Annotated in this window: 22 protein-coding genes; 5 read left to right on the plus strand and 17 right to left on the minus strand. The window is 66.7% G+C overall.

Annotated elements, in window-relative coordinates:
- Positions 1-7 precede the first annotated feature (7 nt).
- The gene (locus AP428_RS14645) at positions 8-940 is read left to right on the plus strand and encodes a LysR family transcriptional regulator (RefSeq protein WP_054928266.1); all 933 of its coding nucleotides are present in this window, start codon (positions 8-10) and stop codon (positions 938-940) included.
- 184 nt (positions 941-1,124) lie between these two features.
- Here AP428_RS14645 and AP428_RS14650 read toward each other — a convergent pair whose 3' ends face one another.
- The 7 genes from AP428_RS14650 to AP428_RS14680 all read right to left on the minus strand — a co-directional run bounded on the left by AP428_RS14650 (position 1,125) and on the right by AP428_RS14680 (position 8,645).
- Entirely contained in the window at positions 1,125-1,958 is an 834-nt protein-coding gene (locus AP428_RS14650; protein ID WP_054928267.1) for an OmpW family protein, read from the minus strand.
- A gap of 18 nt (positions 1,959-1,976) precedes the next feature.
- Positions 1,977-3,218, minus strand: coding sequence for a DUF2957 domain-containing protein (locus AP428_RS14655; RefSeq protein ID WP_054928268.1), 1,242 nt, complete (start codon positions 3,216-3,218; stop codon positions 1,977-1,979).
- Between the two features lie 148 nt (positions 3,219-3,366).
- Positions 3,367-4,788, minus strand: a complete 1,422-nt coding sequence (locus AP428_RS14660; protein ID WP_006477399.1) for a DUF2957 domain-containing protein — start codon at positions 4,786-4,788, stop codon at positions 3,367-3,369.
- 434 nt (positions 4,789-5,222) lie between these two features.
- Complete coding sequence (argC, locus tag AP428_RS14665; protein ID WP_054928269.1) at positions 5,223-6,173, minus strand: N-acetyl-gamma-glutamyl-phosphate reductase; 951 nt, start codon at positions 6,171-6,173, stop codon at positions 5,223-5,225.
- 165 nt (positions 6,174-6,338) lie between these two features.
- Positions 6,339-6,911: a flavodoxin family protein gene (locus AP428_RS14670; RefSeq protein ID WP_054928270.1), complete on the minus strand. Its 573-nt coding sequence runs from the start codon at positions 6,909-6,911 to the stop codon at positions 6,339-6,341.
- A gap of 211 nt (positions 6,912-7,122) precedes the next feature.
- Entirely contained in the window at positions 7,123-7,719 is a 597-nt protein-coding gene (locus tag AP428_RS14675) for a YbhB/YbcL family Raf kinase inhibitor-like protein (protein ID WP_054928271.1), read from the minus strand.
- A 239-nt stretch (positions 7,720-7,958) separates the two neighbouring features.
- On the minus strand, positions 7,959-8,645 hold the full coding sequence (locus AP428_RS14680; RefSeq protein ID WP_011546659.1) for an orotate phosphoribosyltransferase: 687 nt from the start codon (positions 8,643-8,645) through the stop codon (positions 7,959-7,961).
- A 459-nt stretch (positions 8,646-9,104) separates the two neighbouring features.
- On the opposite strand from AP428_RS14680, the gene AP428_RS14685 reads away from it, so the two are divergent.
- Positions 9,105-11,375, plus strand: coding sequence for an NADP-dependent malic enzyme (locus tag AP428_RS14685; protein ID WP_006477404.1), 2,271 nt, complete (start codon positions 9,105-9,107; stop codon positions 11,373-11,375).
- A 150-nt stretch (positions 11,376-11,525) separates the two neighbouring features.
- Here the strand turns inward: AP428_RS14685 and AP428_RS14690 are convergent, their stop codons facing one another.
- Positions 11,526-15,116, minus strand: a complete 3,591-nt coding sequence (locus AP428_RS14690; RefSeq protein WP_054928272.1) for an indolepyruvate ferredoxin oxidoreductase family protein — start codon at positions 15,114-15,116, stop codon at positions 11,526-11,528.
- A 330-nt stretch (positions 15,117-15,446) separates the two neighbouring features.
- Here AP428_RS14690 and AP428_RS14695 point away from each other — a divergent pair, with 330 nt between their 5' ends.
- Positions 15,447-15,641: a hypothetical protein gene (locus AP428_RS14695; protein ID WP_012327745.1), complete on the plus strand. Its 195-nt coding sequence runs from the start codon at positions 15,447-15,449 to the stop codon at positions 15,639-15,641.
- 137 nt (positions 15,642-15,778) lie between these two features.
- Here AP428_RS14695 and hppD read toward each other — a convergent pair whose 3' ends face one another.
- Positions 15,779-16,876, minus strand: a complete 1,098-nt coding sequence (gene hppD / locus AP428_RS14700) for a 4-hydroxyphenylpyruvate dioxygenase (protein ID WP_006477405.1) — start codon at positions 16,874-16,876, stop codon at positions 15,779-15,781.
- 214 nt (positions 16,877-17,090) lie between these two features.
- Between hppD and AP428_RS14705 the strand changes: the two genes are divergently transcribed.
- Positions 17,091-17,615: an Lrp/AsnC family transcriptional regulator gene (locus AP428_RS14705; RefSeq protein WP_011546655.1), complete on the plus strand. Its 525-nt coding sequence runs from the start codon at positions 17,091-17,093 to the stop codon at positions 17,613-17,615.
- 75 nt (positions 17,616-17,690) lie between these two features.
- Here the strand turns inward: AP428_RS14705 and AP428_RS14710 are convergent, their stop codons facing one another.
- From AP428_RS14710 to paaA, 8 genes are all read right to left on the minus strand, one after another.
- Positions 17,691-18,338 (minus strand): GNAT family N-acetyltransferase, encoded by a 648-nt coding sequence (locus AP428_RS14710; protein WP_011546654.1) that lies wholly within the window; start codon positions 18,336-18,338, stop codon positions 17,691-17,693.
- A gap of 233 nt (positions 18,339-18,571) precedes the next feature.
- On the minus strand, positions 18,572-19,177 hold the full coding sequence (locus AP428_RS14715; protein ID WP_006482923.1) for a TetR/AcrR family transcriptional regulator: 606 nt from the start codon (positions 19,175-19,177) through the stop codon (positions 18,572-18,574).
- Positions 19,178-19,193: 16 nt separating this feature from the next.
- Positions 19,194-20,015, minus strand: a complete 822-nt coding sequence (locus tag AP428_RS14720; protein ID WP_011546653.1) for a DUF1835 domain-containing protein — start codon at positions 20,013-20,015, stop codon at positions 19,194-19,196.
- A gap of 129 nt (positions 20,016-20,144) precedes the next feature.
- The gene (gene paaE / locus AP428_RS14725) at positions 20,145-21,233 is read right to left on the minus strand and encodes a 1,2-phenylacetyl-CoA epoxidase subunit PaaE (RefSeq protein ID WP_011546652.1); all 1,089 of its coding nucleotides are present in this window, start codon (positions 21,231-21,233) and stop codon (positions 20,145-20,147) included.
- 2 nt (positions 21,234-21,235) lie between these two features.
- The gene (gene paaD, locus AP428_RS14730) at positions 21,236-21,799 is read right to left on the minus strand and encodes a 1,2-phenylacetyl-CoA epoxidase subunit PaaD (RefSeq protein ID WP_011546651.1); all 564 of its coding nucleotides are present in this window, start codon (positions 21,797-21,799) and stop codon (positions 21,236-21,238) included.
- A 25-nt stretch (positions 21,800-21,824) separates the two neighbouring features.
- Complete coding sequence (gene paaC, locus AP428_RS14735; RefSeq protein WP_054928273.1) at positions 21,825-22,628, minus strand: 1,2-phenylacetyl-CoA epoxidase subunit PaaC; 804 nt, start codon at positions 22,626-22,628, stop codon at positions 21,825-21,827.
- Positions 22,629-22,638: 10 nt separating this feature from the next.
- On the minus strand, positions 22,639-22,923 hold the full coding sequence (gene paaB, locus AP428_RS36725; RefSeq protein ID WP_011546649.1) for a 1,2-phenylacetyl-CoA epoxidase subunit PaaB: 285 nt from the start codon (positions 22,921-22,923) through the stop codon (positions 22,639-22,641).
- Positions 22,924-22,959: 36 nt separating this feature from the next.
- Positions 22,960-23,958, minus strand: a complete 999-nt coding sequence (paaA, locus tag AP428_RS14745; RefSeq protein ID WP_006477414.1) for a 1,2-phenylacetyl-CoA epoxidase subunit PaaA — start codon at positions 23,956-23,958, stop codon at positions 22,960-22,962.
- 206 nt (positions 23,959-24,164) lie between these two features.
- On the opposite strand from paaA, the gene AP428_RS14750 reads away from it, so the two are divergent.
- Positions 24,165-25,430 (plus strand): SGNH/GDSL hydrolase family protein, encoded by a 1,266-nt coding sequence (locus AP428_RS14750; RefSeq protein WP_011546648.1) that lies wholly within the window; start codon positions 24,165-24,167, stop codon positions 25,428-25,430.
- The last annotated feature ends 402 nt before the right edge of the window (positions 25,431-25,832 follow it).

Below are 25,832 nucleotides of genomic sequence, written 5' to 3' on the forward strand. Positions count from 1 at the left end.
GTTTGTTTTGAATACGCGTGATCTCCAGGCGTTCGTCGCGGTCGTCGACAGCGGGTCGATGGTCGCCGCGGCCGCGAAGCTCCACTTGACGCAGCCGGGCCTGACGCGGCGCGTGCAGAACCTCGAAACCTTGCTCGGTGTGCCGCTGCTCGAACGGCAGAGCAAGCCGCTGAAGCCGACCGCGGCCGGACGCGACGTCTACGCGCTCGCGCGCAACGTGCTCGGCGCCGTCGACGAGCTGATGGCGGCGGGCGCGCCGGACAGCGAGCCGTCGGGCGAGTTGCGCATCGGCGTGCCGCCGTTCCTGTCGGAACTCGCGCTGGAGCGGCCGATCGACCGGCTGCGAGACGCGTTTCCGCGCCTCACGCTGCGCGTGACGGCCGGCTGGTCGCCGGCCCTGGTGCAGGGCATCGAGCGCGGCGCGCTCGACGTCGCGACCGTGATGGTGCCGGCGAGCGCGGCGCTGCCGGACGCGTTGACGGCGACGCTGCTCGCCACGCAGCCGACGGTGCTCGTCGCCGCGCGCGATTTCCCGCTGCCGGACGGCCCGCTGTCGCTCGATACGCTGTCGGGTTATCCGTGGGTGCTGAGCCAGGACGGCTGCGGGATGCGTTCTGCGCTGAGCCGCGCGCTCGGCGCGGCCGGACTGCCGTTCGACGTCGCGGTCGAGGCATTCGGCTCGGAGTTGCAGTTGTCGCTCGTCGCGCGCGGCGCCGGCATCGGCATCGCGCCGCCGAACGCGCTGGCGCGCAGCGCGCATCGCGAGGCGCTGAGGGTGGTGGAAACGACGGGGCTGGAAACGCGGATCAACGTGTGGCTCGTGCACGGCACTTTGCCGGGCCGGCTGGTGCGACCCGTCGCGCTGCTGCGCGACGCGCTGGGCGAGGTGCTCGAGCAGGAGAATGGAAAGGGGTCAGGTGGTGCCGTCACGGCGAACTAGAGGCCGCATTCGAGGGAAAATCCTTATTTTCTCTACGGAAATGTTGCATTGCGGAAACCGATTCGATATGATTGGAACTGTCTCCTCCATGTCTCCTCTGATATGGATTCAGCCCGCCACTTAGGCGGGCTTTTTTTTGCCTGCGATTTTGTCGCGGCCATCCATTCGCCGGCTGTCGCCGCGCTCAGAACTTGTACGTCATCCCGACGTAGCTGATGATCGGGTCCGCCTTCAGGTCCGATTTCGACTCGGCGAGCACCGAGCCGTCCGCCGCCTTGATCGTCACCGTCGACGTCGTCTTCAGCGGGATGTAGGTCACCGACGCGATCAGCCCGAAGTGTTCCGTCAGGTTGTACTGCAGGCCCGCGTTGAACACCGGCTGCCACGACGACGACGCCTTCGCTTCCACCGAGGTCGTCCCGGGCTTGCCCGCGCCCGCCGCGAGGATCGCGCCGAGGTTGTCCTGCGTCTGCTTGATGAAGTTCGTGTTGAGCTGCAGGTCGCTGAACCAGTTGTACGACACGCCGAGGCCGAGGAACGGCCGGAACTTCGCGGTGGCCTGCCCGAAGTAGTACTGCAGGATCACCGCCGGGCTCCACTGCCGCACGCTCTTCACGATCGGGTTGACCGACCCCAGCCCGATGTTCTGCGTGCCGAGCGCGCCGGCAGGACCCGGCGGCTTGATCGTGCCCTGGCCCGACACCTTGAACACCGGCGGCACGCCGGCCACCGACGTCACCGCGATATGGTCGGTCAGGAAGTGGCTGACCGTCAGGCCGACGGTGTCGGCGCCGCTCGTGTGCAGCCCGGTGCCCGCCGACGTGAACGACGGCGGCAGCCGCAGCGGCGTGTTGATCGGCGTCGGCGCGACGTTGGTCGTCATCGGCGTGCTGCTCTGCTGCGGCATGATGTGGAACCAGCCCAGCGTGACGACGTTGCTGCCGGCGCTCTGCGCGTACGCCGCGAGCGGCGCCACGGCGGCGGCGCCGGCCGCCGCGCAGAGAAGGGTTTTCTTCATCACGGCTTTCCCCTCCGCTTACTGGACGAATGCGCCGATCGTGAAATACGGCGTCGATCCGGCGTTGTCGAGGAAACCGAACACGCCACCCGAGAAGATGAACTTGCCGGTCGGCGACGTGCTGCCCGAACCCGTGTGGATCGTCGTGACCGTGCCCGGCACCTTCTGCGTGTAGTCGAGGTCGAGCGCGGTCGCGAGCGACGCCTGCGACGGCTGGAACGGATCGAGCAGCGTGGCCTGCTTGTCGATCAGCGCGGTGGTCCGGTAATCGAACTGGCTGTCGACGCCGATGTACTCGCCGTTCTGCGAGCCGGCCGCGACGGCCGTCTGCGGCGCGAGGATCGAGATGCTCGATTCGTCGTCGGCAGTCAGGCCCGGCACGCCGTTGCTGTCCGGTGTCGGGTTCGGGTTCGCGACCCCCGTGCGCACGAGGATCGGCACGAGCTGGTTACGCAGCTTGCCGACGATCATGAAGCCCTTGCCCTGCGGCGTGGCCGACAGCGTCGGCTTCAACTGGCTCGCGTAGTTGTTCGACTGGAACGCGCCGCTGCCGTCGGCCGACTGCACGAAGTTCGTGCCCTGCTGCGCGCACGCGCCGCCGGCGAACTGGCCGGTCGTGTCGCACTTGGTCCAGGTGCCGTCCGCGTTGATCGTCACCTTCGCGTCGATCGACGCCGGCGCGAATTTCTGCGACGGCACTTCGCCGAAGCCGATGTGGCTGTACGTGCCCGCGACCTTCGTGATGTCGGTTTCGATCGACGAGAAGCCGATGAACGGGTAGTACGGGAATTTCGTGTCGGGCACCGCGGCCTGGCCGAGCACGCCGTCGAACTGGATCTCCTTGCCGGGAATCGTGCCGCCGGCAACGCCGAAGCCGACGAAGATGCGCGCCGGGCGCGACGCATCGAGGCTCGCGCCGTTCAGGCGGAATGCGCACTGGTTCAGCTTGTTGGTCGGCAGCAGCGTTTCCTGCGTGAGCGTGCCGCTGTCGACGGTGCCCGCGCGGGTCGGCGTGACGGTGCCGGTCTTTTGCGGCACCGCCGATTCGACATAGGTGACCTGCCAGGTCATCTTGGTCGTGTCGAGCTGGACCTTCGCGAGTTCGCCGCTGCCCGCGCCGCCCGTGAACACGGTGTTGTAGTCGAGCGTGGCGGGGCAAAGCCGGTCTTCGACGAGCGGGGGCGGATTGTCGCTACCGCCGCCGCATGCGGAAAGAAGGGGGGCGGCAAGGGCCGCCGCCAGAATGAGGTTGCGCTTCATGTTGCTCCTCCAGATTTGTCTTTGTGCGGCGGCCAGCTCCCTGTCGGCCGCTTCTGTTGGTCGTACTCGTCCTGCCTGCGCTGTGCCGAGCGCCTTCGTGCCTTCCCTGCCATCCGCGGCGGCAGGCCGGCCGCCGCGCCCTCGATCGCTACTTGCTGATCTGCGCGCCCACGCCGAAGTACGGGGTCGACGACGTCGTCGAATTCGCCGACGTCGACGTGACGCCGCCGTTCACCGTGCCCTGGATCAGCGCTGCATACAGGCCGCCCGTCGCGATCACCACGCCCGATGCGGACGGGTAGCTCGCGCCGCTCGGCGGGGTGGTCTTCGCGTTCAGCAGGCCCGGCGTCGTCTGGCCGTAGTCGAGCGTGAAGCCGTCTTCCTCGGCTTGCGTGGACGGGTTGATGAACGACGCGTTGCTGCCGCGGATCAGCGCGGCCGTGTACTTGAAGTTCGAGTCCGCGCCCGCGTAGCCGCCATCGATCGTGCCCGACGTGACGGCCGTCGCCGCGCCGAGCACCGCGATGCCCGATTCGTCGTCGACCTGCGCGTCGAGGTGCAGCGGCGGCGTGCCGAGGTTCACGTTGCCCGTGCGCACGATCACCGGCACCGTCGCGCCGTTGAGCTGGCCGATCACCATGTGCGCGGTCGCCGACTTGCCGGTCGCGCCGACGATCGGCAGTTGCGTCTGCGGTAGCGTCTGCGGCGCCTTGGTGCTGTCGAAGTAGCCGCCGTTCGCGCTCGTCTTCCACGGATCGCCGGTGGTCTGGCAGCCGCCCGACCCGCTCGACGTGCACGCGCCGTTCGCGTCGAACGTCTCGCTCGAGTTCGAGCCCTTCGTCGCGTAGTTGCCCGACGGCACGAGGTGATAGAGCAGCGCGTTGTACGTGCCCGGCAGCTTCGAGAGGTCGGTCGTCGTATTCGCGAAGCCGAGGAACGGGTAGAAGTCGAAGTGACGGTTCGGCACCTGGCCGACGTTCTGCACGACGCCCGGGATGATCGTCAGCCCGTCGTACTGGATCGTCGCGCCGGGAATGCCGCCGCCCGCCACGCCCATGCCGACCAGCAGCATCGGCGGGTTCGCCTGGTTGAAGTCGGCGGCCGTCGAATAGGTCGAGCCGTCCGGCGCGGGGCCGGTGCCCGGCGTGAGGACGAACGCGCAGCGCGTCTGCTCGGCGGTCGGCAGCGTGCCGGTCGGCGGGTGGATGACCTTGCCGGTGATGGTCGTGCCGACGCGGCTCGGCGTGACGGTGCCGGTCTTCAGCGGAATCGGCGATTCAAGCCACTTGAGCGTGTACGTCATCGCGACCGCGTCGATGTTGACGCTGACGATCTCGCCGCTCCCCGCGCCGCCGAGATACGTGCTCTTCACGATATCCGCGTTGGCCGGGCACAGTGCGCCGTTGATGGGCTGCGAAGGCGGCTGCCCTTGCGTGCCGCAACTCGAGCCGGAACATTGGGGCGCATTGATCGGCGCGAGCGCGCCGCCGGAGTCCCCCCCACCACATGCAACCAGGAAAGGGGCAATGGCAAAGGCCGTTGCCACCCCCTTCGATAAGGCGTGCGACATGCCGCTGTCTCCAATCGTTTAATTGTGCGAGCTAATGTCGCTGCCTGGGTTTTTGCTGTCAATTGATGAACCCGTCTAAAAAAGGCGATTGAAACGGGAGCTGCGATTTGAATCCTTGTCCGATAAGGCAATGAGTAAGAATTTAAACGCGAGACAGGCTGACGAAAGCTGCCGGAGTGGGGGATGCGCGACGCCCGGCACGCTCTCGCGGCGCCTTCCTGCGTATAACGGCAGTGTTTAAATCGACGGGTATCCGGTTTATCCCTATTCGGGATTGACTGGATGAGGAGGGGCTGGATTAATTCACTTGTAATCGCGCAATGGAAAGCTTGTAAATATTTGTAAAGGCGCGATCCGGTGTTTTTATATATTGCCTGATACGGGTAAATAAAAAGCCGGCCAGTGGCCGGCTTTGCATGGCATGCGATGCTGAATCAGCGTTTGAGGCCCGCGTCCTCGGCCGCGCCGATGTTGAGGTTCATGCACTGGATCGCGGCGCCCGACGCGCCCTTGCCGAGGTTGTCGAGGCGCGCGACGGTGACGAAGCGCTCCGCGTTGCCGAACACGAACAGGTCGACGCGGTTCGTGTCGTTGTTCGCCTGCACGTCGAAGAAGCCGCCGTCGAGGTTGGCTTCCGCGTCGAACGGTGCGACGCGCACGAACGCCTCGTCCGCGTAGTACTCGGCGAACACGCGCTGCACGTCCTGCGGCGTCGCGCGCTTCGCGAGCTGCTCGGGCGTGAAGTAGGTCGTCACCGCGAGGCCCTTCAGGAACGGGCCGACGATCGGCGTGAAGATCGGCGCGTTCGCGAGGCCCGTGTGCGCGGCCATTTCCGGCAGGTGCTTGTGCGCGAGGCCGAGCGCGTACGGGCGCGGGCTCGCGAGCTTGCCGCCCGGTGCGGCGCTTTCGTACTCGGCGATCATCGACTTGCCGCCGCCGCTGTAGCCGGTGATCGAGTAGCTGTGCGCGGCGAACGTCGGCGCGACGATGCCCGCATCGACGAGCGGACGCATCGCGAGCACGAATGCCGATGCGTGGCAGCCGGGCACCGCGATGCGCTTCGACGTACGAATCTTCTCGCGCTGCGCGCGGGTCAGTTCCGGCAGGCCGTACGCCCAGTCGGGATTCGTGCGGAACGCGGTGCTCGCGTCGATCAGCGTGGTGTTCGGGTTCTCGACGAGCGACGCGGATTCGCGCGACGCGACGTCCGGCAGGCACAGGAACGTGACGTCCGACGCGTTGATCAGGCGGCGGCGCTCGTCGACGTCCTTGCGCTTCGCTTCATCGATGCGCAGGATCTCGATGTCGCTGCGTGCCGACAGGTATTCGAAGATCTTGAGGCCGGTCGTGCCTTCCTGGCCGTCGACAAAAACTTTGGTGCTCATTTCGCTCTCACTGAATGAAACGGGAGCCGCAGCGCCCTGAAACCGCCATTTTAAGACGTCATCCGGCGGCACTGCACCGCGCGGGGCGAAAAAAGACGGCCCGCGGGCCGTCCTGGTGTCCGTTTGACGCCCGCCGGCCCGCTCGCGGGCCGGGGAGGGGCGTGCTCAGCGGGCGCCGGCGTCCCAGCGCGCCGTCGCTTCAGCGACGCGCCGGCCGAATGCCTTGCCGGTCTCGAGGTCGCCCGGCAGCGGCCCCTCGTCGGGCGTCGCATCCGCCGGCGACTGCGCGAGCAGGCCCGTGGAGCCGCCGAGGTAATTGATGTCGTTACGCGTGGCCGCCTTCGAGTTCGCCGGCATCAGGCTCGTGCCGACCCACACCATCCCATGCTGCATCGCCAGCGTGACGAAATATTGAATCGTCGAGAACTTGTCGCCGTTCATCGTCGCGGAGTTCGTGAAGCCCGCGGCGATCTTGTCCTTCCACTTCTGCGTGAACCACGCTTTCGACGTGGCATCGGCGAACTGCTTGAACTGCGCGGACGGGCCGCCCATGTAGGTCGGTGCGCCGAAGATGATCGCGTCCGCCGCGTCGAGCGCGGCCCAGCCCGCGTCGTCGAGCTCGCCGACGGCGATGAGGCGTGCGGTGGTGCCGGCATCCTGCGCACCCGCGAGCACGGCTTCGGCCAGTTTCTGCGTGTGACCGTAGCCGCTGTGATAGACGATGACGATGTTCGACATGAAGCGTTCTCCGGAAAGGGACGGGAACGGCGGACCGCAGGCTCGCCGCGTCACGCGCCGTACTCGGGCGGCGCGCCGGATGCGCGGCGGGATGCCGCGACCGGTGCAACCGAGTCTAGCAAGCCGAAATGACGGGAAAAACGTGCGCAGGCAGCGCACAGAAATTCGCGGGCGCGGGCAATCGCGACCCGCAACGGGCGGCAGGACGCGGTTACTGCCCGTAAGTGACCGTGAGTTGCGCGGTGCCGATCGCGAGCGTGCCGATCTCGTGCTCGAACATCGGCGCGGGGCGCCCCTGCGAGACGCGCAGGTCGGTGCCTTTCAGCGCGTAGACGGTGATCACGTAGCGATGCGGCTTGCCGGGCGGCGGGCACGGGCCGCCGTAACCGTCGAGCCCGTAGTCGTTGCGCGCCTCGCTCGCGCCGATGCGGCGCAGGAAGCCGGAGGCGCTGGCGTCGGCCGGCAGGCTCGTGACGGTCGCCGGGATGCCCGCGACGGCCCAGTGCCACCAGCCGTGCCCGGGCGCGTCGGGATCGAAGATCGTGACCGCATAGCCGCGCGTGCCGGGCGGCGGGTTGTGCCATGCGAGTTGCGGCGAGCGGTTCGCGCCCTTGCAGTCGCCGCGATCGAACACGTTCGCGAGCCGCACGCGCGCGCCGGGCGTCAGGTCGTCGCTCGTCACGGTGAACGGGCCTTCGGCACGCGCGGGCAGCGCCGCGAAAACGGCGGCGCACAGGAGGGTGGAGAGAAGAAACGGAGAAGGGCGACCCGATGGCGCAGGCGGAGTGATCCGGCGATCCACACGCATATGGCGCTTCTCCCGTCACGTGGGCCGGGCCGAACCGCCCGGCATTGTTGGCGTTGTATGTTGCCCGCAGCGCTGAGGGCGGCGATGGATCAAGTCTAGCATTAGGGTTCGATGAGCGACGCCCGCCGTCGCGCGCGATTGCGATCGGTCAGCGCGCCGGTCGACGGACGAAAAAAAACGCCTGCGATCAAGCAGGCGGTTTTCTCGGCCAGTGCGCCGGCACGTGTGCCGGCGTGGCGTCATTCCTTCGGGGCCGTCGCGCCGCCGTGCGCGGCCGACCATTCGGCCGGTGCGTGCAGGAATTTCTCGACTTCGTCGAGCGTCTTCGTCTCGAAGTAGCCGGACGCCTTCGCGACGCGCAGCACGTCCCACCAGGTCGCGAGCGCGTGCAGGTCGACGTCGATGTCCTTCAGGACCGACACGCTTTCCTTGAAGATGTCGTAGTGGAACAGCACGAAGCAGTGGTTCACCGTCGCGCCCGCGGTGCGCAGCGCGTTGACGAAGTTGATCTTGCTGCGGCTGTCGGTGGTCAGGTCTTCCACCAGCAGCACGCGCGAGCCTTCTTCCAGATGGCCTTCGATCTGCGCGTTGCGGCCGAAACCCTTCGGCTTTTTACGCACGTACTGCATCGGCACCATCATCCGGTCCGCGATCCAGGCCGCGAACGGGATGCCGGCCGTCTCGCCGCCCGCCACCGCATCGATCTGCTCGAAGCCGATGTCGCGCGTGATCGTCGTTTCCGCCATTTCCATCAGCGCACGGCGCACGCGCGGATACGAGATCAGCTTGCGGCAGTCGATATAGACGGGACTTGCCCAGCCGGACGTGAAGATGAACGGTTTTTCGGCATTGAAGTGCACCGCCTGCACTTCGAGCAGGATTTTGGCGGTCGTATCCGAGATCGACTGACGATCGTAGCCTGTCATGGGCATTCCTTGGGTGATGAGCGAGGAGCGGGCGCGGGCCCGGTGGCGCAGCAAGGGGAACCTGCCCGAAGGGCCGGGGCGCGATCGGCGGACCAATCGCATCGCTGCGCGCGTAGCCCGCTATTTTACCCGATTCAGGCCGGTTTTCGGCGGAATTCGCGCGGGTTCGCCATGCCGCTCACCACCGGCGAAACAAACGGGGCACGACCATCCGATGCTGATGCCGGGGATGCGGCGGTGCACCAACGGAGGTCATTTAGGGGGTGTACACTAGGCGGCCCTAAGAAATCGTTCAGTACTTTGGACCTTCCTCTTGCCATCCGCCAAGGTTCGATGGCGTGCCGATCCGGCGCGTCGCGGGCCGTCTCGCAGTCGACCATCCCCTCGATTCAAGCAGACGCGGCCGAAGGTGCTGTGTACTGAGTCGTCAATATTTCGCATGTCTCTCGCAGGTCAATCATGGACGAACAACTGAAGCAGGCCGCTCTCGCTTATCACCTGAACCCGAAACCCGGCAAGATTTCGGTCACTCCGACCAAGCCGCTGTCGAACCAGCTCGATCTGTCGCTCGCGTATTCGCCCGGCGTCGCCGCTGCGTGCGAGGCGATCCACGCCGATCCGCTCGACGCACAGAAGTACACGTCGCGCGGCAACCTCGTCGGCGTCATCACGAACGGCACCGCCGTGCTCGGCCTCGGCAACATCGGCCCGCTGGCCGCGAAGCCGGTGATGGAAGGCAAGGGCTGCCTCTTCAAGAAATTCGCGGGCATCGACGTGTTCGACATCGAACTGTCGGAGTCCGACCCCGACAAGCTCGTCGAGGCGATCGCGATGCTCGAGCCGACGCTCGGCGGCATCAACCTCGAGGACATCAAGGCGCCGGAGTGCTTCTACATCGAGCAGAAGCTGCGCGAGCGCATGAAGATCCCGGTCTTCCACGACGACCAGCACGGCACCGCGATCATCGCGTCGGCCGCGATCCTGAACGGCCTGAAGGTCGTCGGCAAGAAGCTGTCGGAAGTGAAGCTCGTGTGTTCGGGCGCGGGCGCGGCGGCGATCGCGTGCCTGGACCTGCTGGTGAACCTCGGCCTCACGAAGTCGAACATCCTCGTCGCCGATTCGAAGGGCGTGATCTACGAAGGGCGCGGCAACCTCGATCCGTCGAAGCAGCGCTATGCGGCGAACACCGACGCGCGCACGCTCGCCGACGCGATCGTCGGCGCGGACGTGTTCCTCGGCTGCTCGAGCGCGGGCGTGCTGAAGCAGGACATGGTCAAGACGATGGGCGAGCGCCCGCTGATCCTGGCGCTCGCGAACCCGGAACCGGAAATCCGCCCGGAAGACGCGAAGGCCGTACGCCCGGACGCGATCGTCGCGACCGGCCGTTCGGACTACCCGAACCAGGTCAACAACGTGCTGTGCTTCCCGTTCATCTTCCGCGGCGCGCTCGATGTCGGCGCGACGACGATCACGGAAGAAATGAAGCTCGCGTGCGTGCGCGCGATCGCCGAGCTGGCCGAGGAAACCGACCAGAGCGAGGAAGTCGCGAAGGCGTATGAAGGCCATTCGCTCGAATTCGGGCCGGACTACCTGATTCCGAAGCCGTTCGATCCGCGCCTGATCATCAAGATCGCGCCGGCGGTGGCGCAAGCCGCGATGGATTCGGGCGTCGCCACGCGTCCGATCCAGGACATGGACGCGTATCGCGAGCAGCTCGGCGCGACCGTCTACCGCACCGGCATGGTGATGCGCCCGGTGTTCGCGGCCGCGAAGCAGAAGGAGGCCCGCATCGTGTTCGCCGAAGGCGAGGACGAGCGCGTGCTGCGCGCCGCACAGTTCGTGCTGCTGGAAAAGATCGCCAAGCCGATCATCGTCGGCCGTCCGTCGGTCGTCGACATGCGCTTGCAGAAGATCGGCTCGAAGCTGAAGGCCGGCGTCGATTTCGAAATCGTCGATCCGGAAGACGATGCGCGCTACCACCGCTACTGGCAGGCGTATCAGGAGATCGGCGCGCGCGACGGCGTGACGCCGGAAGTCGCGAAGGCCGCGATGCGCAAGTTCAACACGCTGATCGGCGCGATGCTCGTCCATCTGGGCGATGCGGACGGGATGATCTGCGGGATGATCGACACGTTCCACAGCCACCTGAAGTTCATCGAGCAGGTGCTGGGCCGCGCGAAGGGCGCCGAGCACTTCGCCGCGATGAACCTGCTGATGCTGCCGGGCCGCAACCTGTTCGTGTGCGACACGTACGTGAACGAGCTGCCGAGCGCCGACCAGCTCGCCGACATGACGATCCAGGCCGCGGCCGAGATCGAGCGCTTCGGCATCGCGCCGAAGGCCGCGCTGCTGTCGAACTCGAACTTCGGCAGCGCGCCGTCGGCGTCGTCGCGCCGGATGGCCGAGGCCCGCAAGCTGATCGTCGAACGTGCGCCGAACCTCGAAGTCGACGGCGAAATGCACGGCGACGCGGCGCTGTCGGAACTGATCCGCAAGCAGGCGTTCCCGGGCACGACGCTGTCGGGCGAAGCGAACCTGCTGATCATGCCGAACGTCGAAGCGGCGAACATCGCGTACAACCTGCTGAAGATGGTCGGCGGCGAAGGCGTGACGGTCGGCCCGTTCCTGCTCGGCGCCGCCAAGCCGGTCCACATCCTGACGCCGGCCGCGACCGTGCGCCGGATCATCAACATGACGGCCGTTGCCGCCGCGAACGTGAACACGAAGTAAGTCCACGCCCGCGTGTGCCGCGCGTTACTCGCGGCACAATGAAAAACGCCACGGAACCTGTGTTCCGTGGCGTTTTTTTTCGCGTGAACCGTAAGGGCGACGGTGGCGCGGAAAGGGCGTCCAGACCGCGAACGCCCGCCGCGCGCGCCCTTACGCGACCTGCTGGTGCGACTGCCCGCCTGCCGGCGAACGCCACTTCGCCAGCAGCGTGTCCCACTTCTGCCGCACCGCGCGCAGGTTGTTCTCCTTCACGTGGCCGTAGCCGCGAATGCCGTCCGGCAGCGCCGCGAGTTCGAGTGCGAGCGGGCGGTTGGCCGCGTTCAGCCGGGTCAGCACCTCGTCGATCAGCGCTTCGTACTCGCCGATCAGCGCGCGCTCGGTGCGGCGCTCCGCGGTGCGGCCGAACGGATCGAGCCCCGTGCCGCGCAGGAACTTCGCCTTCGCGAGCAGCCGGAACGCCGACATCATCCACGGGCCGTACGCCTTCTTCACGAGATGGCCGTGGGCGTCCGTCTTCGCGAACAGCGGCGGCGCGAGGTGGAATTTCAGCTTCCAGTCGCCTTCGAACTGCGCGGTCAGGCGCGCGAGGAACGCGGGGTCGGACTGCAGCCGCGCGACCTCGTACTCGTCCTTGTACGCCATCAGCTTGAACAGGTTGCGCGCGACCGCTTCGGTCAGCGGCTCCTGCACCGTGTCGCCGTCCGCCAGCGCGCGTTCGGCGGCGCGCACCTTGTCGACGAAGGCCGCATAGCGCGACGCGTACGCGGCGTTCTGGTACGCGGTGAGGAACTCCACGCGCTTCGCGATCAGCGCGTCGACCGCCTTCTTCGTGTGCAGCGAGATCACCGTGGCGCCTTGCGCAGGGCGGGCGTCGCCGGCCGCGGCCTGCTTCACGCTGGCGAGGTCGTACGCGGCGCGGCGGCCCCAGTCGAACGCCGCGCGGTTCTTCTCGACCGACACCGCGTTCAGCTCGATCGCGCGTTCGAGCGACGCGAGCGTCAGCGGCAGCCAGCCTTTCTGCCACGCGTAGCCGAGCACGAACGGGTTCGTGTAGATTGCGTCGCCGAGCAGCGCGACCGCGAAGCGGTTCGCGTCGATGAAGTCGACCGCAACACCGGCCGCCGCGCGGATGTCGTTCTCGGCGGACAGGCCCGGGAACGCCCAGTTCGGGTTCTTGATGAACTCGGCGGTCGGCGTCTGCGCGCTGTTGACGACCACCCGTGTCGTGTCGTGGCGCATCCGCGACGTGCACTCGTCGCCGGCCGTGACGATCGCATCGCAACCGATCACGAGATCGGCTTCGCCCATCGCGATCCGCGTGGCGTGGATGTCGGTCGGCGCGTGCGAGATCTGCACGTGGCTCATCACGGCGCCGCCTTTCTGCGCGAGGCCGGTGACGTCGAGCACGGTCACGCCCTTGTTTTCCAGATGCGCGGCCATCCCGAGCAGCGCGCCGATCGTGACGACGCCCGTGCCGCCCACGCCGGTGACGAGCACGCCGTACGCGCGATCGATCGCCGGCAGCGTCGGTTCGGGAATCGGCGGCAATGCGCTGCCGTCGACCGACACCGCCTTCGGCTTCTTCAACTGGCCGCCCTCGACCGTGACGAAGCTCGGGCAGAACCCCTTCACGCACGAAAAGTCCTTGTTGCAGCTCGACTGGTTGATCTGGCGCTTCGTGCCGAATTCGGTTTCCAGCGGCTCGACCGACAGGCAGTTCGACTGCACCGAGCAGTCGCCGCAGCCTTCGCACACCGCGTCGTTGATCACGACGCGCTTGGCCGGGTCCGGATACGTGCCGCGTTTGCGGCGGCGGCGCTTCTCGGTCGCGCAGGTCTGGTCGTAGATCAGGATCGTCGTGCCTTCGATCTCGCGCAGCTCGCGCTGCACGTCGTCGAGCTGGTCGCGGTGATGGATCGTCACGCCCGGCGCGAGCAGCGCGTTCTGGCTGTCGTACTTTTCCGGCTCGTCGGTGACGATCACGATCTTCTTCGCGCCTTCGGACGCGAGCTGGTGCGTGATCTGCGGCACCGTCAGCACGCCGTCGACCGGCTGGCCGCCCGTCATCGCGACCGCGTCGTTGTATAGGATCTTGTAGGTGATGTTCGCCTTCGACGAGATCGCCGCGCGCACGGCCAGCAGGCCCGAGTGGAAGTAGGTGCCGTCGCCGAGGTTCGCGAACACGTGCTTTTCGTCGGTGAACGGCGCCTGGCCGATCCACGGCACGCCTTCGCCGCCCATCTGGCTGAAGGTGCTCGTGCTGCGGTCCATCCATACGGTCATGTAGTGGCAGCCGATCCCGGCGATCGCACGCGAGCCTTCCGGCACGTTGGTCGACGTGTTGTGCGGGCAACCCGAACAGAACCACGGCTTGCGCTCGGTCTGCACGTGCGGCTTCGCGAGCGCCATTTCCTTCGCGTTGATCACCGCGAGCCGCGCGGCGATGCGCGCGCGCACGTCGGACGGCAATTCGAACTTCTCGAGCCGCGTCGCGATCGCCTTCGCGATGATCGCCGGCGACAGCTCGTAGTGCGCGGGCAGCAGCCAGTTGCCCATCGGCACCGACCATTCGCCGCCGGCGCCATCCTTCTCGTCGAACTTGCCGAACACGCGCGGGCGTTGCGCGTCGGGCCAGTTGTACAGCTCTTCCTTGATCGCGTATTCGAGGATCTGGCGCTTTTCCTCGACCACCAGGATTTCGTCGAGGCCGCGCGCGAACGCCTGCGCGCCCTGCGCTTCGAGCGGCCACACGCAGCCGACCTTGTAGAGCCGGATGCCGATCCGCGCGCAGGTTTCGTCGTCGAGGCCGAGGTCGGTCAGCGCCTGGCGCACGTCGAGGTACGCCTTGCCGCCGGTCATGATCCCGAAGCGCGCGTGCGGCGAATCGATCTCGATCCGGTCGAGCTTGTTCGCCCGCACGTAGGCGAGCGCCGCGTACCACTTGTAGTCAAGCAGCCGTGCTTCCTGCACGAGCGGCGGATCGGGCCAGCGGATGTTCAGCCCGCCTTCCGGTAGGATGAAATCGGTCGGCAGCACGATCTCGGTGCGATGCGGGTCGATATCGACCGACGCCGACGATTCGACGACGTCCGTCACGCACTTGAGCGCGACCCACAGGCCCGAGTAGCGGCTCATCGCCCAGCCGTGCAGGCCGAAGTCGAGATATTCCTGCACGTTCGACGGGAACAGCACCGGCAGCCCGCAGGCCTTGAAGATGTGTTCGGACTGGTGCGCGAGCGTCGACGATTTCGCCGCGTGGTCGTCGCCGGCGAGCACCAGCACGCCGCCGTGCTGCGACGAGCCGGCCGAATTCGCGTGCTTGAAGACGTCGCCGGTGCGGTCGACGCCCGGGCCCTTGCCGTACCACATGCCGAACACGCCGTCGTATTTTGCGCCGGGGTACAGGTTCACCTGCTGCGAGCCCCACACGGCGGTGGCGGCGAGATCTTCGTTGAGGCCGGGCTGGAACACGATCTGGTGGGCGGCCAGGTGCTGCTTGGCTTTCCAGAGCGACAGATCGAGGCCGCCGAGCGGCGAGCCGCGGTAGCCGGAGATGAAGCCGGCCGTATTGAGACCGGCGGCGCGGTCGCGTTCCTGCTGGAGCATCGGCAGGCGCACGAGGGCCTGGATGCCGCTCATGTACGCGCGGCCGCGCTCCAGTGTGTATTTGTCGTCAAGCGTGACGGACTTCAGCGCGGCTTCTAGCGACGCGCGTTGGTCTGCGTCTAGCGGGGCATTCATTAACTGTCTCCTCCACCCGGTCTGGGATCACCAAAACTTCGGTTGCGTCGGCATCTTTTGGACGCGTCTGCAGTGGCCGGCATGTTCGCCGGTTTTAAGGGATGGTAGCACTGGGGCAAACCCGCCGCCCATCGGTCGCAACGCGGAGAGACGGGCGGCCGCACATTGAGAAACAGGGCGAGATGATGCGTTACATCATGTAAAAGCATGTAAAGCCGCGTTGATCTTCGGGCAAATGCCGTTAATCTTGTCGGCCTGCCGGAGGTGCCCGGCCGCGTGGGTTCGTGCCGACGCAGTCGGGGAGGCGCCGGCAGTTTTACAGGAGGTGCAATGAACACACGTCATATCCAGAGTTTCCTGATCGTGTCCGCCGCGTTTTTCTCGATGACCGGCCCGGTGCACGCGCGAGGCGCGAGCGCACTGGCGGCAGCCGGCGCGCAGATGCAGCAGATCGTGCCGGCCCAAGGCGCCGCGGCCCAGCCGTCGGCCGAACGTGCCGCCGAGTCGAAGGCGAGCGTGCGTTGATGCGATCGCGCGGCCCGCGGGCTGCGCCGGAATATGAAAAGGGCGGGAATCCTCGGATTCCCGCCCTTTTTCTTTGCGCTGCGCGGAGGGTGCGGCCGCCCGGGTTGCCCGGCGCCGCCGCCGCGCGGCGGAAAGCGTCAGGCCTTGTCCTGCACGACGCCGCGACGGATCTGGTCGAGCTCGATCGATTCGAACAGCGCCTTGAAGTTGCCTTCGCCGAAGCCCTGGTTGCCCTTGCGCTGGATGATCTCGAAGAAGATCGGGCCGATCTGGTTCTCGGTGAAGATCTGCAGCAGCAGGTCGTCGCGCGCGCCGTCGATCAGGATCTTGCGCTTCTTCAGCTCGTCCAGCGATTCGCCGTGGTTCGGCACGCGGCGATCGACCAGCTCGTAATACGTGTCGATCGTGTCGAGCAGCTTCACTTCCTTGCTGCGCAGCCCGTCGACCGCCTGGTAGATGTCGCTCGCGCCGAGCGCGATGTGCTGGATGCCTTCGCCGTGATACGCGTCCAGGTACTCCTGGATCTGGCCGGCCGTGTCCGAGCCTTCCTCGTTGATCGGGATGCGGATCTTGCCGCACGGCGACGTCATCGCCTTCGACTTCACGCCCGTCACCTTGCCTTCGATGTCGAAGTAGCGCACTTCGCGGAAGTTGAACAGGCGCTCGTAGAACTCGGCCCATTCCTGCATGCGGCCGCGATGCACGTTGTGCGTCAGGTGGTCGATGTAGGTGAGGCCGTGGCCGACCGGATTCGGGTTCGCGCCGGCAATCGGCTCGAAGTCGACGTCATAGATGCTGATGTCGCCGATCGCGCCCGGCTGCGCGCCGTTCTTGCCGCGCCAGCGGTCGACGAAATAGATCAGCGAATCGCCGATGCCCTTGATCGCCGGGATGTTCAGCTCCATCGGGCCCGTCTTGTTGTCGAAGCCCCATGCGCCGAGTTCGAGCGCACGCTGGTACGCCTTTGCCGCGTCCTGCACGCGGAACGCGATCGCGCAGATCGACGGGCCGTGCAGCCGCGCGAAGCGTTGCGCGAACGAATCGGGTTCGGCGTTGATGATGAAGTTGATGTCGCCCTGGCGGTACACCGTCACGTCCTTGTGGCGGTGGCGCGCGATCGCGGTGAAACCCATCCGTTCGAACAGTTGTCCGAGTGCTTTCGGGTCCGGTGCCGTGTATTCGATGAATTCGAAGCCGTCGGTGCCGACGGGGTTGTCCCAGGTGGGGATCTGCATGTCGTGTCTCCTGTGCGGGGCGATCTGCCGGGGCGGCGTGCGCGTGCCCGGCGGGGTTCGATGTCGACGGCCGTGCCCGCCATGAGCGTGCGCGACGAGTCGAGACATGCGACAGAGTGTAGCGGGCGGCCGCGAGCGGAAACTTGCGAACTTAATTGCCCGCGCCTACGATGGCGCAATTTCCAGTCTCAAAATAATCAGTGGAGGGCAGAAGATGGCGCAAGCCGAATTGGATGCCATCGATCGGCGAATTCTCGCGATTCTTCAGGAGAACGGGCGCCTGTCGAACCAGGAGATCGCCGAGCGCGTGAACCTGTCGCCGAGCCCGTGCCTGCGGCGAATCCGGCGGCTCGAGGAAATGGGCGTGATCACCGGCTACGTCGCGCTGCTGAATCCGCAGAAGCTCGGGCTCGACCTGCTCGCGTACGTGAGCGTGCGGCTCGAAAAGCGCGGCGGCCTCGCGCCGATGCGGGCCGACGAGACGTCGGCGCGCGCGGGCGCGACCCACGCGGAGCTGTTTCGCGCGGCCGTGCAGACCTGGCCGGAAGTGGTCGCGTGCCATGCGATGACGGGCGACATGGATTACCTGTTGCGCGTGCAGGTCGAGGACATGGCGCATTTCTCCCGCTTCGTGCAGGAGCATCTGCTGCATCACCCGTCGGTGATCGACGTGAAAACGAGCTTCTCGCTGGACTGCTTCAAGGAAACGACGGCGTTGCCGATTCGTTCGGTGCGCTAGCTGGCGCGGCGGGGAAGGGAGGAGGGGGCGCCGGGCGCGCCGCAGGCGCAACCCGGCTGGCCGAGGCTACCGACGTCAGGCCGTCAGCGCGGTGGGCATCAGCGATTCGATGAACTTCGACGTGCGGCGCGCCTGGCGCTTCATCGCATAGTCGAACACCGCGGCCTGCTCCTGCAGCATTTCGGCGATGATCGTCGAGTGGTCGGCCGGCGGCAGCGACAAGTACGCATCGGCTTCGCCGTACGCGTACTCGATCCGCATCCCGGACTTCTTCGCGATGTGCATCATCGTCGCGTTACGCGACAGGCAATGCATGTACAGCATCGTCACGTGCGTGTTGCGGCTGCGGATCGCCGCGCGCTCGAACAGCTTCGAGCCGACGCCGCAGCCGCGCGCGCTTTCGAGCACCGACACGCCGAATTCGGCCGTGCGCTTGTCGCCCTCGGCCGGCAGATAGGCCAGATGGCCGACGCCGATCAGTTCGAGGTCGTGGTCGAACACGCCGAACACGGTATCGCGACCGAAATCGATCGTGCGGACATAGTTCTCGATCACGTGGTCGGGCACCATCTGGCCGAAGCGCAGCAGGCGGTCCTCTTCGTCGAGCGAGAGAAAGTGGGTGAGCATTTGCTCACGGTCTTTGGAAGCCAGTTCCCTGACGAGAACCGGCGCAGTACCGACCTTGCCGACAGCATCGGCACGGCCGTTGAATTGCGTGTTCATCGTGGGTTCCTCAGTGTGGGCGCACAAGCGGGTTGTGCAATGCAACAGCATTTTACCCGAGCGGGGTTGGGGAAAACCCGTATTTGACGTTGTTTGTGCTGAGGGGGAATTCTAAATCCGCTTAGTTCATTCTATATCTATTTGATTTTAAACGGATTTAATATTCATCATATGAAATGCGCGGCGGGCGGTCGCACTGTGCCCGGCGCGCAACGCATGCTGCTGCGCGGCAATCAGGCCGCCGTCGACAGCCCGCGCTCGATCAGGTCGATCACCTGTTCGGCGAAGTCGCGGTAGCCGAGGCGCCCGCCCGGCTTCAGCCACGTGAAGGTCCAGTTGATCATCCCGAACACCATCATCGTGACGGAGGTCTGGTTTTCCTTCGAGATGCGGTCGGGGTAGGCGCGCGCGAGCTGCCGCGTGAACGCCGCGACGATGTCGCGCTGGCGATCGAGCACGATTTCGCGCTGCGCGTCCTCCAGATACTTCACGTCGTTGAGCAGCGCGACGTGGCGGCTGTGCGACGTCTCGTACTCGGCGAGGAACGCGCGCACGAGTTCGGCGAACGCGTCGCGCTCGCTGAGGCCGCGCCGCTGGCTCGCGCCCTCGACCTCGGCGATGATCAGCATCAGCCGTTTCGTGTAGCGGTCGAGCAGGTCGAACAGGATCGCTTCCTTGCTCTCGTAATAGTGATAGAGCCGCGCCTTCGACGTGCCGCTCGCGGTCGCGAGATCGGACATCGACGTGCTCGGGTAGCTCGTCTGCGCGAATTTCTCGGCGGCCAGATCGAGGATCTGCTCGCGCTGGGATTCGTGGTCGGGCGCTCGGGTTCGGGCCATGGTCGAATGCGGAAGATTAGCGGTGCGCGGCGGCACGGGCCGCACGCACCTGCGTGGAAGAGAGGGCGTCGGGCGCGTCGTCCTGTAGCTCGAGCCGGCCGGCTGCCGCGAGTTCGCGGCAGCGCCACCACGCGATCGCGTCGCTGACGAACAGGCCGCCGCGGTCGGCGGCGGCCATGATGCTGCCGACGAGGCGCCGCGCAGGCTGCCAGTCGGCTGCCGCGCGCGCGACGATCAGCGCGTCGAGATCGGCGTAGTGGCCGCTCTTGATCGTGTTGCTGACCCAATAACGCAGTTCGGCGTTCAGATGCTTCGCCTCCTGCCATTCGAGCGCGAGGCGGCCGATGCGCAGGACCGAGACCGGCGCGGCCGCCGGCCGCTTGCGCGCCAGTTCCGCGGGCGAGAACATCCCGGTCGAGCACGCCTGGTCGGTGCGCGACAGCGCTGCGCGCGGCGCGGCGTCGAGGTCGGCGGCCGACAGCCGTACCTCGTTCAGGCGTTGCGGCACGTTGCGCAGGTGATAGGCGACGCGGCGCAGCAGCAGCTTGTCGCCGACGCTCGGCGCGTGCCACACGACGACCTGGCCGGCATCCGTCGCGAGCTGGTCGAGGCGTGCGAATTCGGCCTCGATTTCCGCGTTCCAGTCGGGAATCTGGTCGCCGAGCACGTGCTGCCAGAAGGCGGCGCGCGTGTCGGGCGTCTCGTCGACGCCCTTCAGCGGCCCGACGCCGAGATCGTCGAGCAACCCGACGACGCGCTCGTCGCGTCCGGCTTGCGCAAGGGCCTCGCGCAGCGACGCGGCGGCGGTGCCGCCCTGAATCACATGAATGGTACTCATCGGCCTGTCGTCAACAAAAGAAAACCGCCGGCCGGGCGGACGTTGCGATGTCCAGCCGGCCGGCGGCCCCTAGTGTAAGCGAGATGTGTGACGACGAGAAACCGGTGCGTCGCGACGGTCCGACGCCGCTCAACGTTCGTCGAAGCTCACGACGACCTTGTCGCTGATCGGGTGGCACTGGCACGTCAGCACGAAACCGTCCTTCACTTCATGCTCCTCGAGCGTGTAGTTCTTCTCCATCCGCACCTCGCCTTCGACCACCTTCGCGCGGCACGTGCAGCACACGCCGCCCTTGCATGCGTACGGCAGCGCGAGCCCCGCGCGCAGGCCCACGTCGAGCAGGCTCACGCCTTCGTACGGCAAACGCAGCTTGCGCTTCTTGCCGTCGAGCACGATTTCGAGGTCGGCGGCGGGCGTCTGGTCGGTGATCTCGACGACCGGTGCGCCGGCCTGCGGCAGCGGTGTGCCGAAGCGCTCGACGTGCACCTTCGCCGGCGGCACGCCGGCCGCTTTCAGCGCGGCTTCGGCGGCGTCCATCATAGGCGCCGGGCCGCAGATGAACGCCTCGTCGATCGCGTCGGCCGGCGTCAGGGTCGCGAGGAATTCCGCGCATTTCGCTTGATCGAGCACGCCGTTGAACAGCTCGACGTCCTGCAGATCGTCCGACAGCACGTGATAGAGGACGAAGCGGTTCATGTAGCGGTTCTTCAGGTCCTCGAGCTCCTCCGCGAACATGATCGCGTCGACGCTGCGGTTGCCGTAGATCAGCGTGAACGTGCTGCGCGGCTCGAGCTCGAGCGTCGTCTTCACGATCGCGAGCACCGGCGTGATCCCCGAACCGCCGGAAAACGCGACGTACTGCTTGCCGTGGTCGGCGTTCAGGTGCGTGAAGAAGCGGCCGTCCGGCGTCATCACGTCGATCGTGTGGCCGGGCTTCAGCGTGTCGAACGCGAAGTTCGAGAAGCGGCCGCCGCGCACGCGCTTGATGCCGATACGCAGTTCGCCGTCGCGGTCATAGTCCGTCGTGCCGACGCAGATCGAATACGAGCGGCGCGTCTCCTCGCCGTCGATGTGGGTCTTCAGCGTGACGAACTGGCCCTGCGTGAAACGGTACGCGTCGCGCAGCTCGGGCGGCACGTCGAACGAGACGGTCACGGCGTCGGCGGTCTCGGGCCGCACGTCGCGGATACGCAGCGGATGAAATTGCGGGGTCGCCATATTCAGTAGGGTTTGAAGTAGTCGAAGGGTTCGCGGCAGTCGATGCAGCGATACAGCGCCTTGCACGCCGTGGACGCGAATTGCGCGAGACGTTCGGTGCGCGCGGAGCCGCAGCGCGGGCAGGCGGGCGCCGCGACCGGCCGCGGCACGAAGCGCACGACGTTCTCCCGCGGCGCGGCGCTGCCGCATTGGCCGACCGGCGGCGCGATGCCGTAGGCCCGCAGCTTGTCGCGCGCTTCCTGCGTGATCCAGTCGGTCGTCCACGCGGGGGCGAGCACCGTCTCGATCCGGTGCGGCGGCAGATCGGCGGCCTGCAGCGCGGCGGCGATGTCCTCGGCGATCTGCGACATCGCCGGGCAGCCCGAGTAGGTCGGCGTGATCACGACTTCGAGCTGGCCGTCGTCCGCGCGGCGGACGTCGCGCAGGATGCCGAGCTCGCGGATCGACACGACCGGGATCTCCGGATCGGGCACGGCTTCGAGCACGTCCCACGCGCGGGCGAGCAGCGGATCGTCGTGGTGCGCGGCGGGCGCGGCGTAGGCAGGGGCGGCGGTCTGGGCGGACATCGTCGGGCTCCGTGGCGTGGGCCGGTTACCAGCTCGCGCCGGGGTGCTGGCGCGCGAGGCTCTGCATTTCGGCGAGCAGGTAGCCCATGTGTTCCGAGTGCTCGCCCTGCTTGCCGGTCGTCACATGCTTCACGGGCGCAGGCGGCGTGAGCGTGGCTTCGGCGAGTGCGTCGTCCACGTCCGCGCGCCACGCGGCCTCGATCGCGGCCGGTGCGGGCCCGATGTCCGCCGCGACGATCGCGTCGTCGATTTCATCGGCGGCGAAGAATTCGCGCGTGTACGGCATCAGATAGTCGAGCGCGGCCTGCGCGCGGCGGTGCGATTCGTCGGTGCCGTCGCCGAGGCGCACGAGCCATTCGCGCGCATGCTGGACGTGATAGCGGGTTTCCTTCACCGATTTCGCGGCGATCGCGGCCAGTTGCGTGTCGGTCGACGTTTCCAGCGCGCTCCACACGTGCAGCATCAGCGCCGCGTACAGGAAGTTGCGCACGATCGTCACCGCGTAGTCCTTGTCGGCGTGCGCGGTACCGGAGACGGGGCCATAGTGCGGCAACTCGGCGAGCGTGAAATTCGCGAACTCGCGCTCGGTGCGGAAGTACGCGTAGTCGTCCTCGGTCTTCGTCGCGCCGGTGAGCTGGCGCTCGAGTTCGGCTGCGTGCGTATACAGCATGCGCGCCTGGCCGATGAGGTCGAGGCTCATGTTGGTGAGCGCGATGTCTTCCTCGAGGATCGGGCCGTGGCCGCACCATTCGGCGTTGCGCTGACCGAGGATCAGCGCATTGTCCGCGAGACGCAGCACGTAGGAGAGGTGTTCGGGCGTGATCGTCATGGCGCGGGCGTTACATGTGGTTGACTTCGTCGGGCAACGTATAGAACGTCGGGTGACGGTAGATCTTGTCGCCCGCCGGCTCGAACAGTTCGGCCTTCTCGGCCGGGTCCGACGCGGTGATCGCCGACGACGGCACCACCCAGATGCTCACGCCTTCCTGGCGACGCGTGTACACGTCGCGCGCCATGCGCAGCGCCATCGTCGCGTCGGCGGCGTGCAGGCTGCCGCAATGCTTGTGGTCGAGGCCCTGCTTGCTGCGCACGAACACTTCCCAGATCGGCCATTCCTTGTTCATCACTTTCTCCAGATTCCTGAATTCGAGGGGTGCCGCTCAGGCGGCGTGCTGTTCGGCGCGGGCGCGGCGCTTCGCTTCGTGTGCGAGCGCGGCTTCGCGCACCCAGGCGCCGTCCTCGTGTGCTTTCACGCGCGTCGCGAGGCGTTCCTTGTTGCACGGGCCGTCGCCGTTGACCACGCGCCAGAATTCGTCCCAGTCGATCGTGCCGTAGTCGTGGTGGCCGCGCGCTTCGTTCCATTTCAGGTCGGGGTCGGGCAGCGTCACGCCGAGCACCTTGGCCTGGTCGACCGTCGCGTCGACGAATTTCTGGCGCAGATCGTCGTTCGAGATCCGCTTGATGCCCCATTTCGCGGACTGGCTGCTGTGGACCGAATCGGCGTCGCTCGGGCCGAACATCATCAGCACCGGCCACCACCAGCGGTCGACCGCCTGCTGGACCATCGCGCGTTGCGCGTCGCTGCCCTTCATCATCGACAACAGCGCGTCGAAACCCTGGCGCTGGTGGAACGACTCTTCCTTGCACACGCGGATCATCGCGCGCGCATACGGGCCGTACGTGCAGCGGCACAGCGGGATCTGGTTCATGATCGCGGCGCCGTCGACCAGCCAGCCGATCACGCCGACGTCGGCCCAGGTCGGCGTCGGGTAGTTGAAGATGCTCGAGTATTTCGCCTTGCCGGCGTGCAGCGCGTCGATCAGCGAGTCGCGCGATACGCCGAGCGTTTCGGCCGCGCTATACAGATAGAGGCCGTGACCGGCTTCGTCCTGCACCTTCGCGAGCAGGATCGCCTTGCGTTTCAGGCTCGGCGCGCGCGAGATCCAGTTGCCTTCCGGCAGCATGCCGACGACTTCGGAATGCGCGTGCTGCGAGATCTGGCGTACCAGCGTCTTGCGATACGCGTCGGGCATCCAGTCCTGCGGTTCGATCTTGCCGTCCGCGGCCATCACCGCATCGAACCGCGCCTGCTCGGGCGACTCGGCTGCGGCGTCGAGCGGCGCGACGTTGCCGGGGATGTCGAGGGATTGCGTGTACATGGCGAAAGCTCTCGTCCGGTTGAATGTGTGCGAAGTATAAACCAACCGACCGGTCGGTTAATAAATTTCTTGCGGATTTGCAGTGGGATTCGGGTAAACGAGGGAAGTCAGGGTGCGGTCAGGTGGGCGCAGCTACGGCTCCGCACGTGGTCTCGCGTCTTCGGCTTCTGCGGCACAATGCCCGCTTTCCGATGAGGATTTTGCCGATGTCATTTCGAAGCAGTTTCGCCGCGGCCGTGCTGGGTGCGGCCGTTCTCGTGGCGCCGCTTGCGGCGTCGGCCGCACCGGCCGGGTGGGTCGCCGCATGGGCGACCGCGCTGCAGCCGATTCCCGATCTCGCCGCGCCGCCGCCGCTTTATCGCGCCCCCGACGTGGCCGGGCGGACCGTGCGCCAGATCGTCTACCCGACCGTGTCGGGGCGCGCCGCGCGGATTCGCGTGAGCAATGCATACGGTCGCGCGCCGCTGGTCGTCGAGGCCGCGAGCCTGGCGCGCGCCGGCGACGGGGCTGCGCTCGCCGGCGGTGCGGCGGTGCCGGTTCGGTTCGGCGGCAAGGCGTCGGTGACGCTCGCACCGGGAGCGGAGCTCGAAAGCGACCCGGTGACGATCGGCGTGACGGCCGCGCAGCCGTATGCGATCAGTCTCCAGATGGGGCCGGACCAGCGGATGACGGTCTGGCATCGCGTATCGAACCAGTTCAATTACGTGTCCGCGCAGGGTGATCACGTAAGCGATCCGGGTGCCGCCGACTTCCGGACCCGTTTTACCCAATATGCGTGGGTGACCGAGCTCGCCGTCGAAGCCGGCTCCGCGCACGCCAGCGTAGCGGCGATCGGCGATTCGATCACCGACGGGCTGCGCTCCAGCGTGAACCGGAACCGCCGCTGGCCGGACGCGCTCGCGCGCCGGCTGACGGCGTCGGGCGTCGATTCGATCGGTGTCGTGAATCTTGGCATCAGCGGGAACCGGCTGCTCAGCGATTCCGCTTGCTACGGCACGTCGCTGGCGTCGCGATTCGAGCGCGATGCGCTGTCGCGCTCGGGCGTGAAGGCGGCGATCGTGCTGATCGGGATCAACGACATCAACTTCGCGGAGATGCCGCCGCGCGCGGGGCTCGATTGCGATCACCCGCATACGCAGGTGACGGCCGCGTCGCTGATCGACGGCTATCGCCGCCTGATCGAGGCGGCGCACCGGCAGGGCGTGAAGGTGTTCGGCGCGACGCTCACGCCAGCGGCGTTGCCGGCCGGACGCGAGGCGATCCGGCTCGAGGTGAACCGGTGGATTCGCAGCGGCGGCGGGTTCGACGGCGTGGTGGACTTCGACGCGGTGCTGCGCGACCCGGCGCGCCCAAGCGTGCTGCAACGCCGATACGATAGCGGCGACGGTATCCATCCGAGCGATGCGGGCTACACGGCGATGGCTGGCGCGGTGCCGGTCGAGCGACTGCAGGCCGCGGTGGGCGGCAAGTGACGCGCTTCTATATATAGAGGGAAAGGTTGCCGACGGCCTGCGGGCCGACACCGCGACATCGTTCGTCGAGCCCAAAGCCTCCGTGCGCGGCAGCGCACGGAGGCTTTTTCAAACTTTCTTCACAAAGGGCTTGCGTGGACGGGGGCGGATGCTTAGAATCACGCCTCTTTCGCGCTAACGGAAACGCGGCGCGGGAGGAAGGGAAGCAGTGCTGTTGGGGTTCGGCGGTAGCGAGCCTCGGCGGTACGGAAGTTGAGCCCCGCAGTCGCAACGAAGTCGTTCAGAAAGTTGTTGACGAGCTGCGAAACACGGTTCATAATCTCGCTTCTCTGCTGCTGAAAACGCAGCGCTGCTGAGGGGTTCAAGATTCCTCGCAGAAACGCTCTTTAAAAATTAACAGCC

The organism is Burkholderia sp. E168m22 (assembly GCF_001319805.1).
GTDB lineage: Bacteria > Pseudomonadota > Gammaproteobacteria > Burkholderiales > Burkholderiaceae > Burkholderia > Burkholderia orbicola.

Coding starts and splice junctions, on each gene's coding strand:
- AP428_RS14650 (WP_054928267.1), bottom strand. CDS start 1,958: ATGAAGAAAACCCTTCTCTGCGCGGCGGCCGGCGCCGCCGCCGTGGCG.
- AP428_RS14655 (WP_054928268.1), bottom strand. CDS start 3,218: ATGAAGCGCAACCTCATTCTGGCGGCGGCCCTTGCCGCCCCCCTTCTT.
- AP428_RS14660 (WP_006477399.1), bottom strand. CDS start 4,788: ATGTCGCACGCCTTATCGAAGGGGGTGGCAACGGCCTTTGCCATTGCC.
- argC (WP_054928269.1), bottom strand. CDS start 6,173: ATGAGCACCAAAGTTTTTGTCGACGGCCAGGAAGGCACGACCGGCCTC.
- AP428_RS14670 (WP_054928270.1), bottom strand. CDS start 6,911: ATGTCGAACATCGTCATCGTCTATCACAGCGGCTACGGTCACACGCAG.
- AP428_RS14675 (WP_054928271.1), bottom strand. CDS start 7,719: ATGCGTGTGGATCGCCGGATCACTCCGCCTGCGCCATCGGGTCGCCCT.
- AP428_RS14680 (WP_011546659.1), bottom strand. CDS start 8,645: ATGACAGGCTACGATCGTCAGTCGATCTCGGATACGACCGCCAAAATC.
- AP428_RS14685 (WP_006477404.1), top strand. CDS start 9,105: ATGGACGAACAACTGAAGCAGGCCGCTCTCGCTTATCACCTGAACCCG.
- AP428_RS14690 (WP_054928272.1), bottom strand. CDS start 15,116: ATGAATGCCCCGCTAGACGCAGACCAACGCGCGTCGCTAGAAGCCGCG.
- AP428_RS14695 (WP_012327745.1), top strand. CDS start 15,447: ATGAACACACGTCATATCCAGAGTTTCCTGATCGTGTCCGCCGCGTTT.
- hppD (WP_006477405.1), bottom strand. CDS start 16,876: ATGCAGATCCCCACCTGGGACAACCCCGTCGGCACCGACGGCTTCGAA.
- AP428_RS14705 (WP_011546655.1), top strand. CDS start 17,091: ATGGCGCAAGCCGAATTGGATGCCATCGATCGGCGAATTCTCGCGATT.
- AP428_RS14710 (WP_011546654.1), bottom strand. CDS start 18,338: ATGAACACGCAATTCAACGGCCGTGCCGATGCTGTCGGCAAGGTCGGT.
- AP428_RS14715 (WP_006482923.1), bottom strand. CDS start 19,177: ATGGCCCGAACCCGAGCGCCCGACCACGAATCCCAGCGCGAGCAGATC.
- AP428_RS14720 (WP_011546653.1), bottom strand. CDS start 20,015: ATGAGTACCATTCATGTGATTCAGGGCGGCACCGCCGCCGCGTCGCTG.
- paaE (WP_011546652.1), bottom strand. CDS start 21,233: ATGGCGACCCCGCAATTTCATCCGCTGCGTATCCGCGACGTGCGGCCC.
- paaD (WP_011546651.1), bottom strand. CDS start 21,799: ATGTCCGCCCAGACCGCCGCCCCTGCCTACGCCGCGCCCGCCGCGCAC.
- paaC (WP_054928273.1), bottom strand. CDS start 22,628: ATGACGATCACGCCCGAACACCTCTCCTACGTGCTGCGTCTCGCGGAC.
- paaB (WP_011546649.1), bottom strand. CDS start 22,923: ATGAACAAGGAATGGCCGATCTGGGAAGTGTTCGTGCGCAGCAAGCAG.
- paaA (WP_006477414.1), bottom strand. CDS start 23,958: ATGTACACGCAATCCCTCGACATCCCCGGCAACGTCGCGCCGCTCGAC.
- AP428_RS14750 (WP_011546648.1), top strand. CDS start 24,165: ATGTCATTTCGAAGCAGTTTCGCCGCGGCCGTGCTGGGTGCGGCCGTT.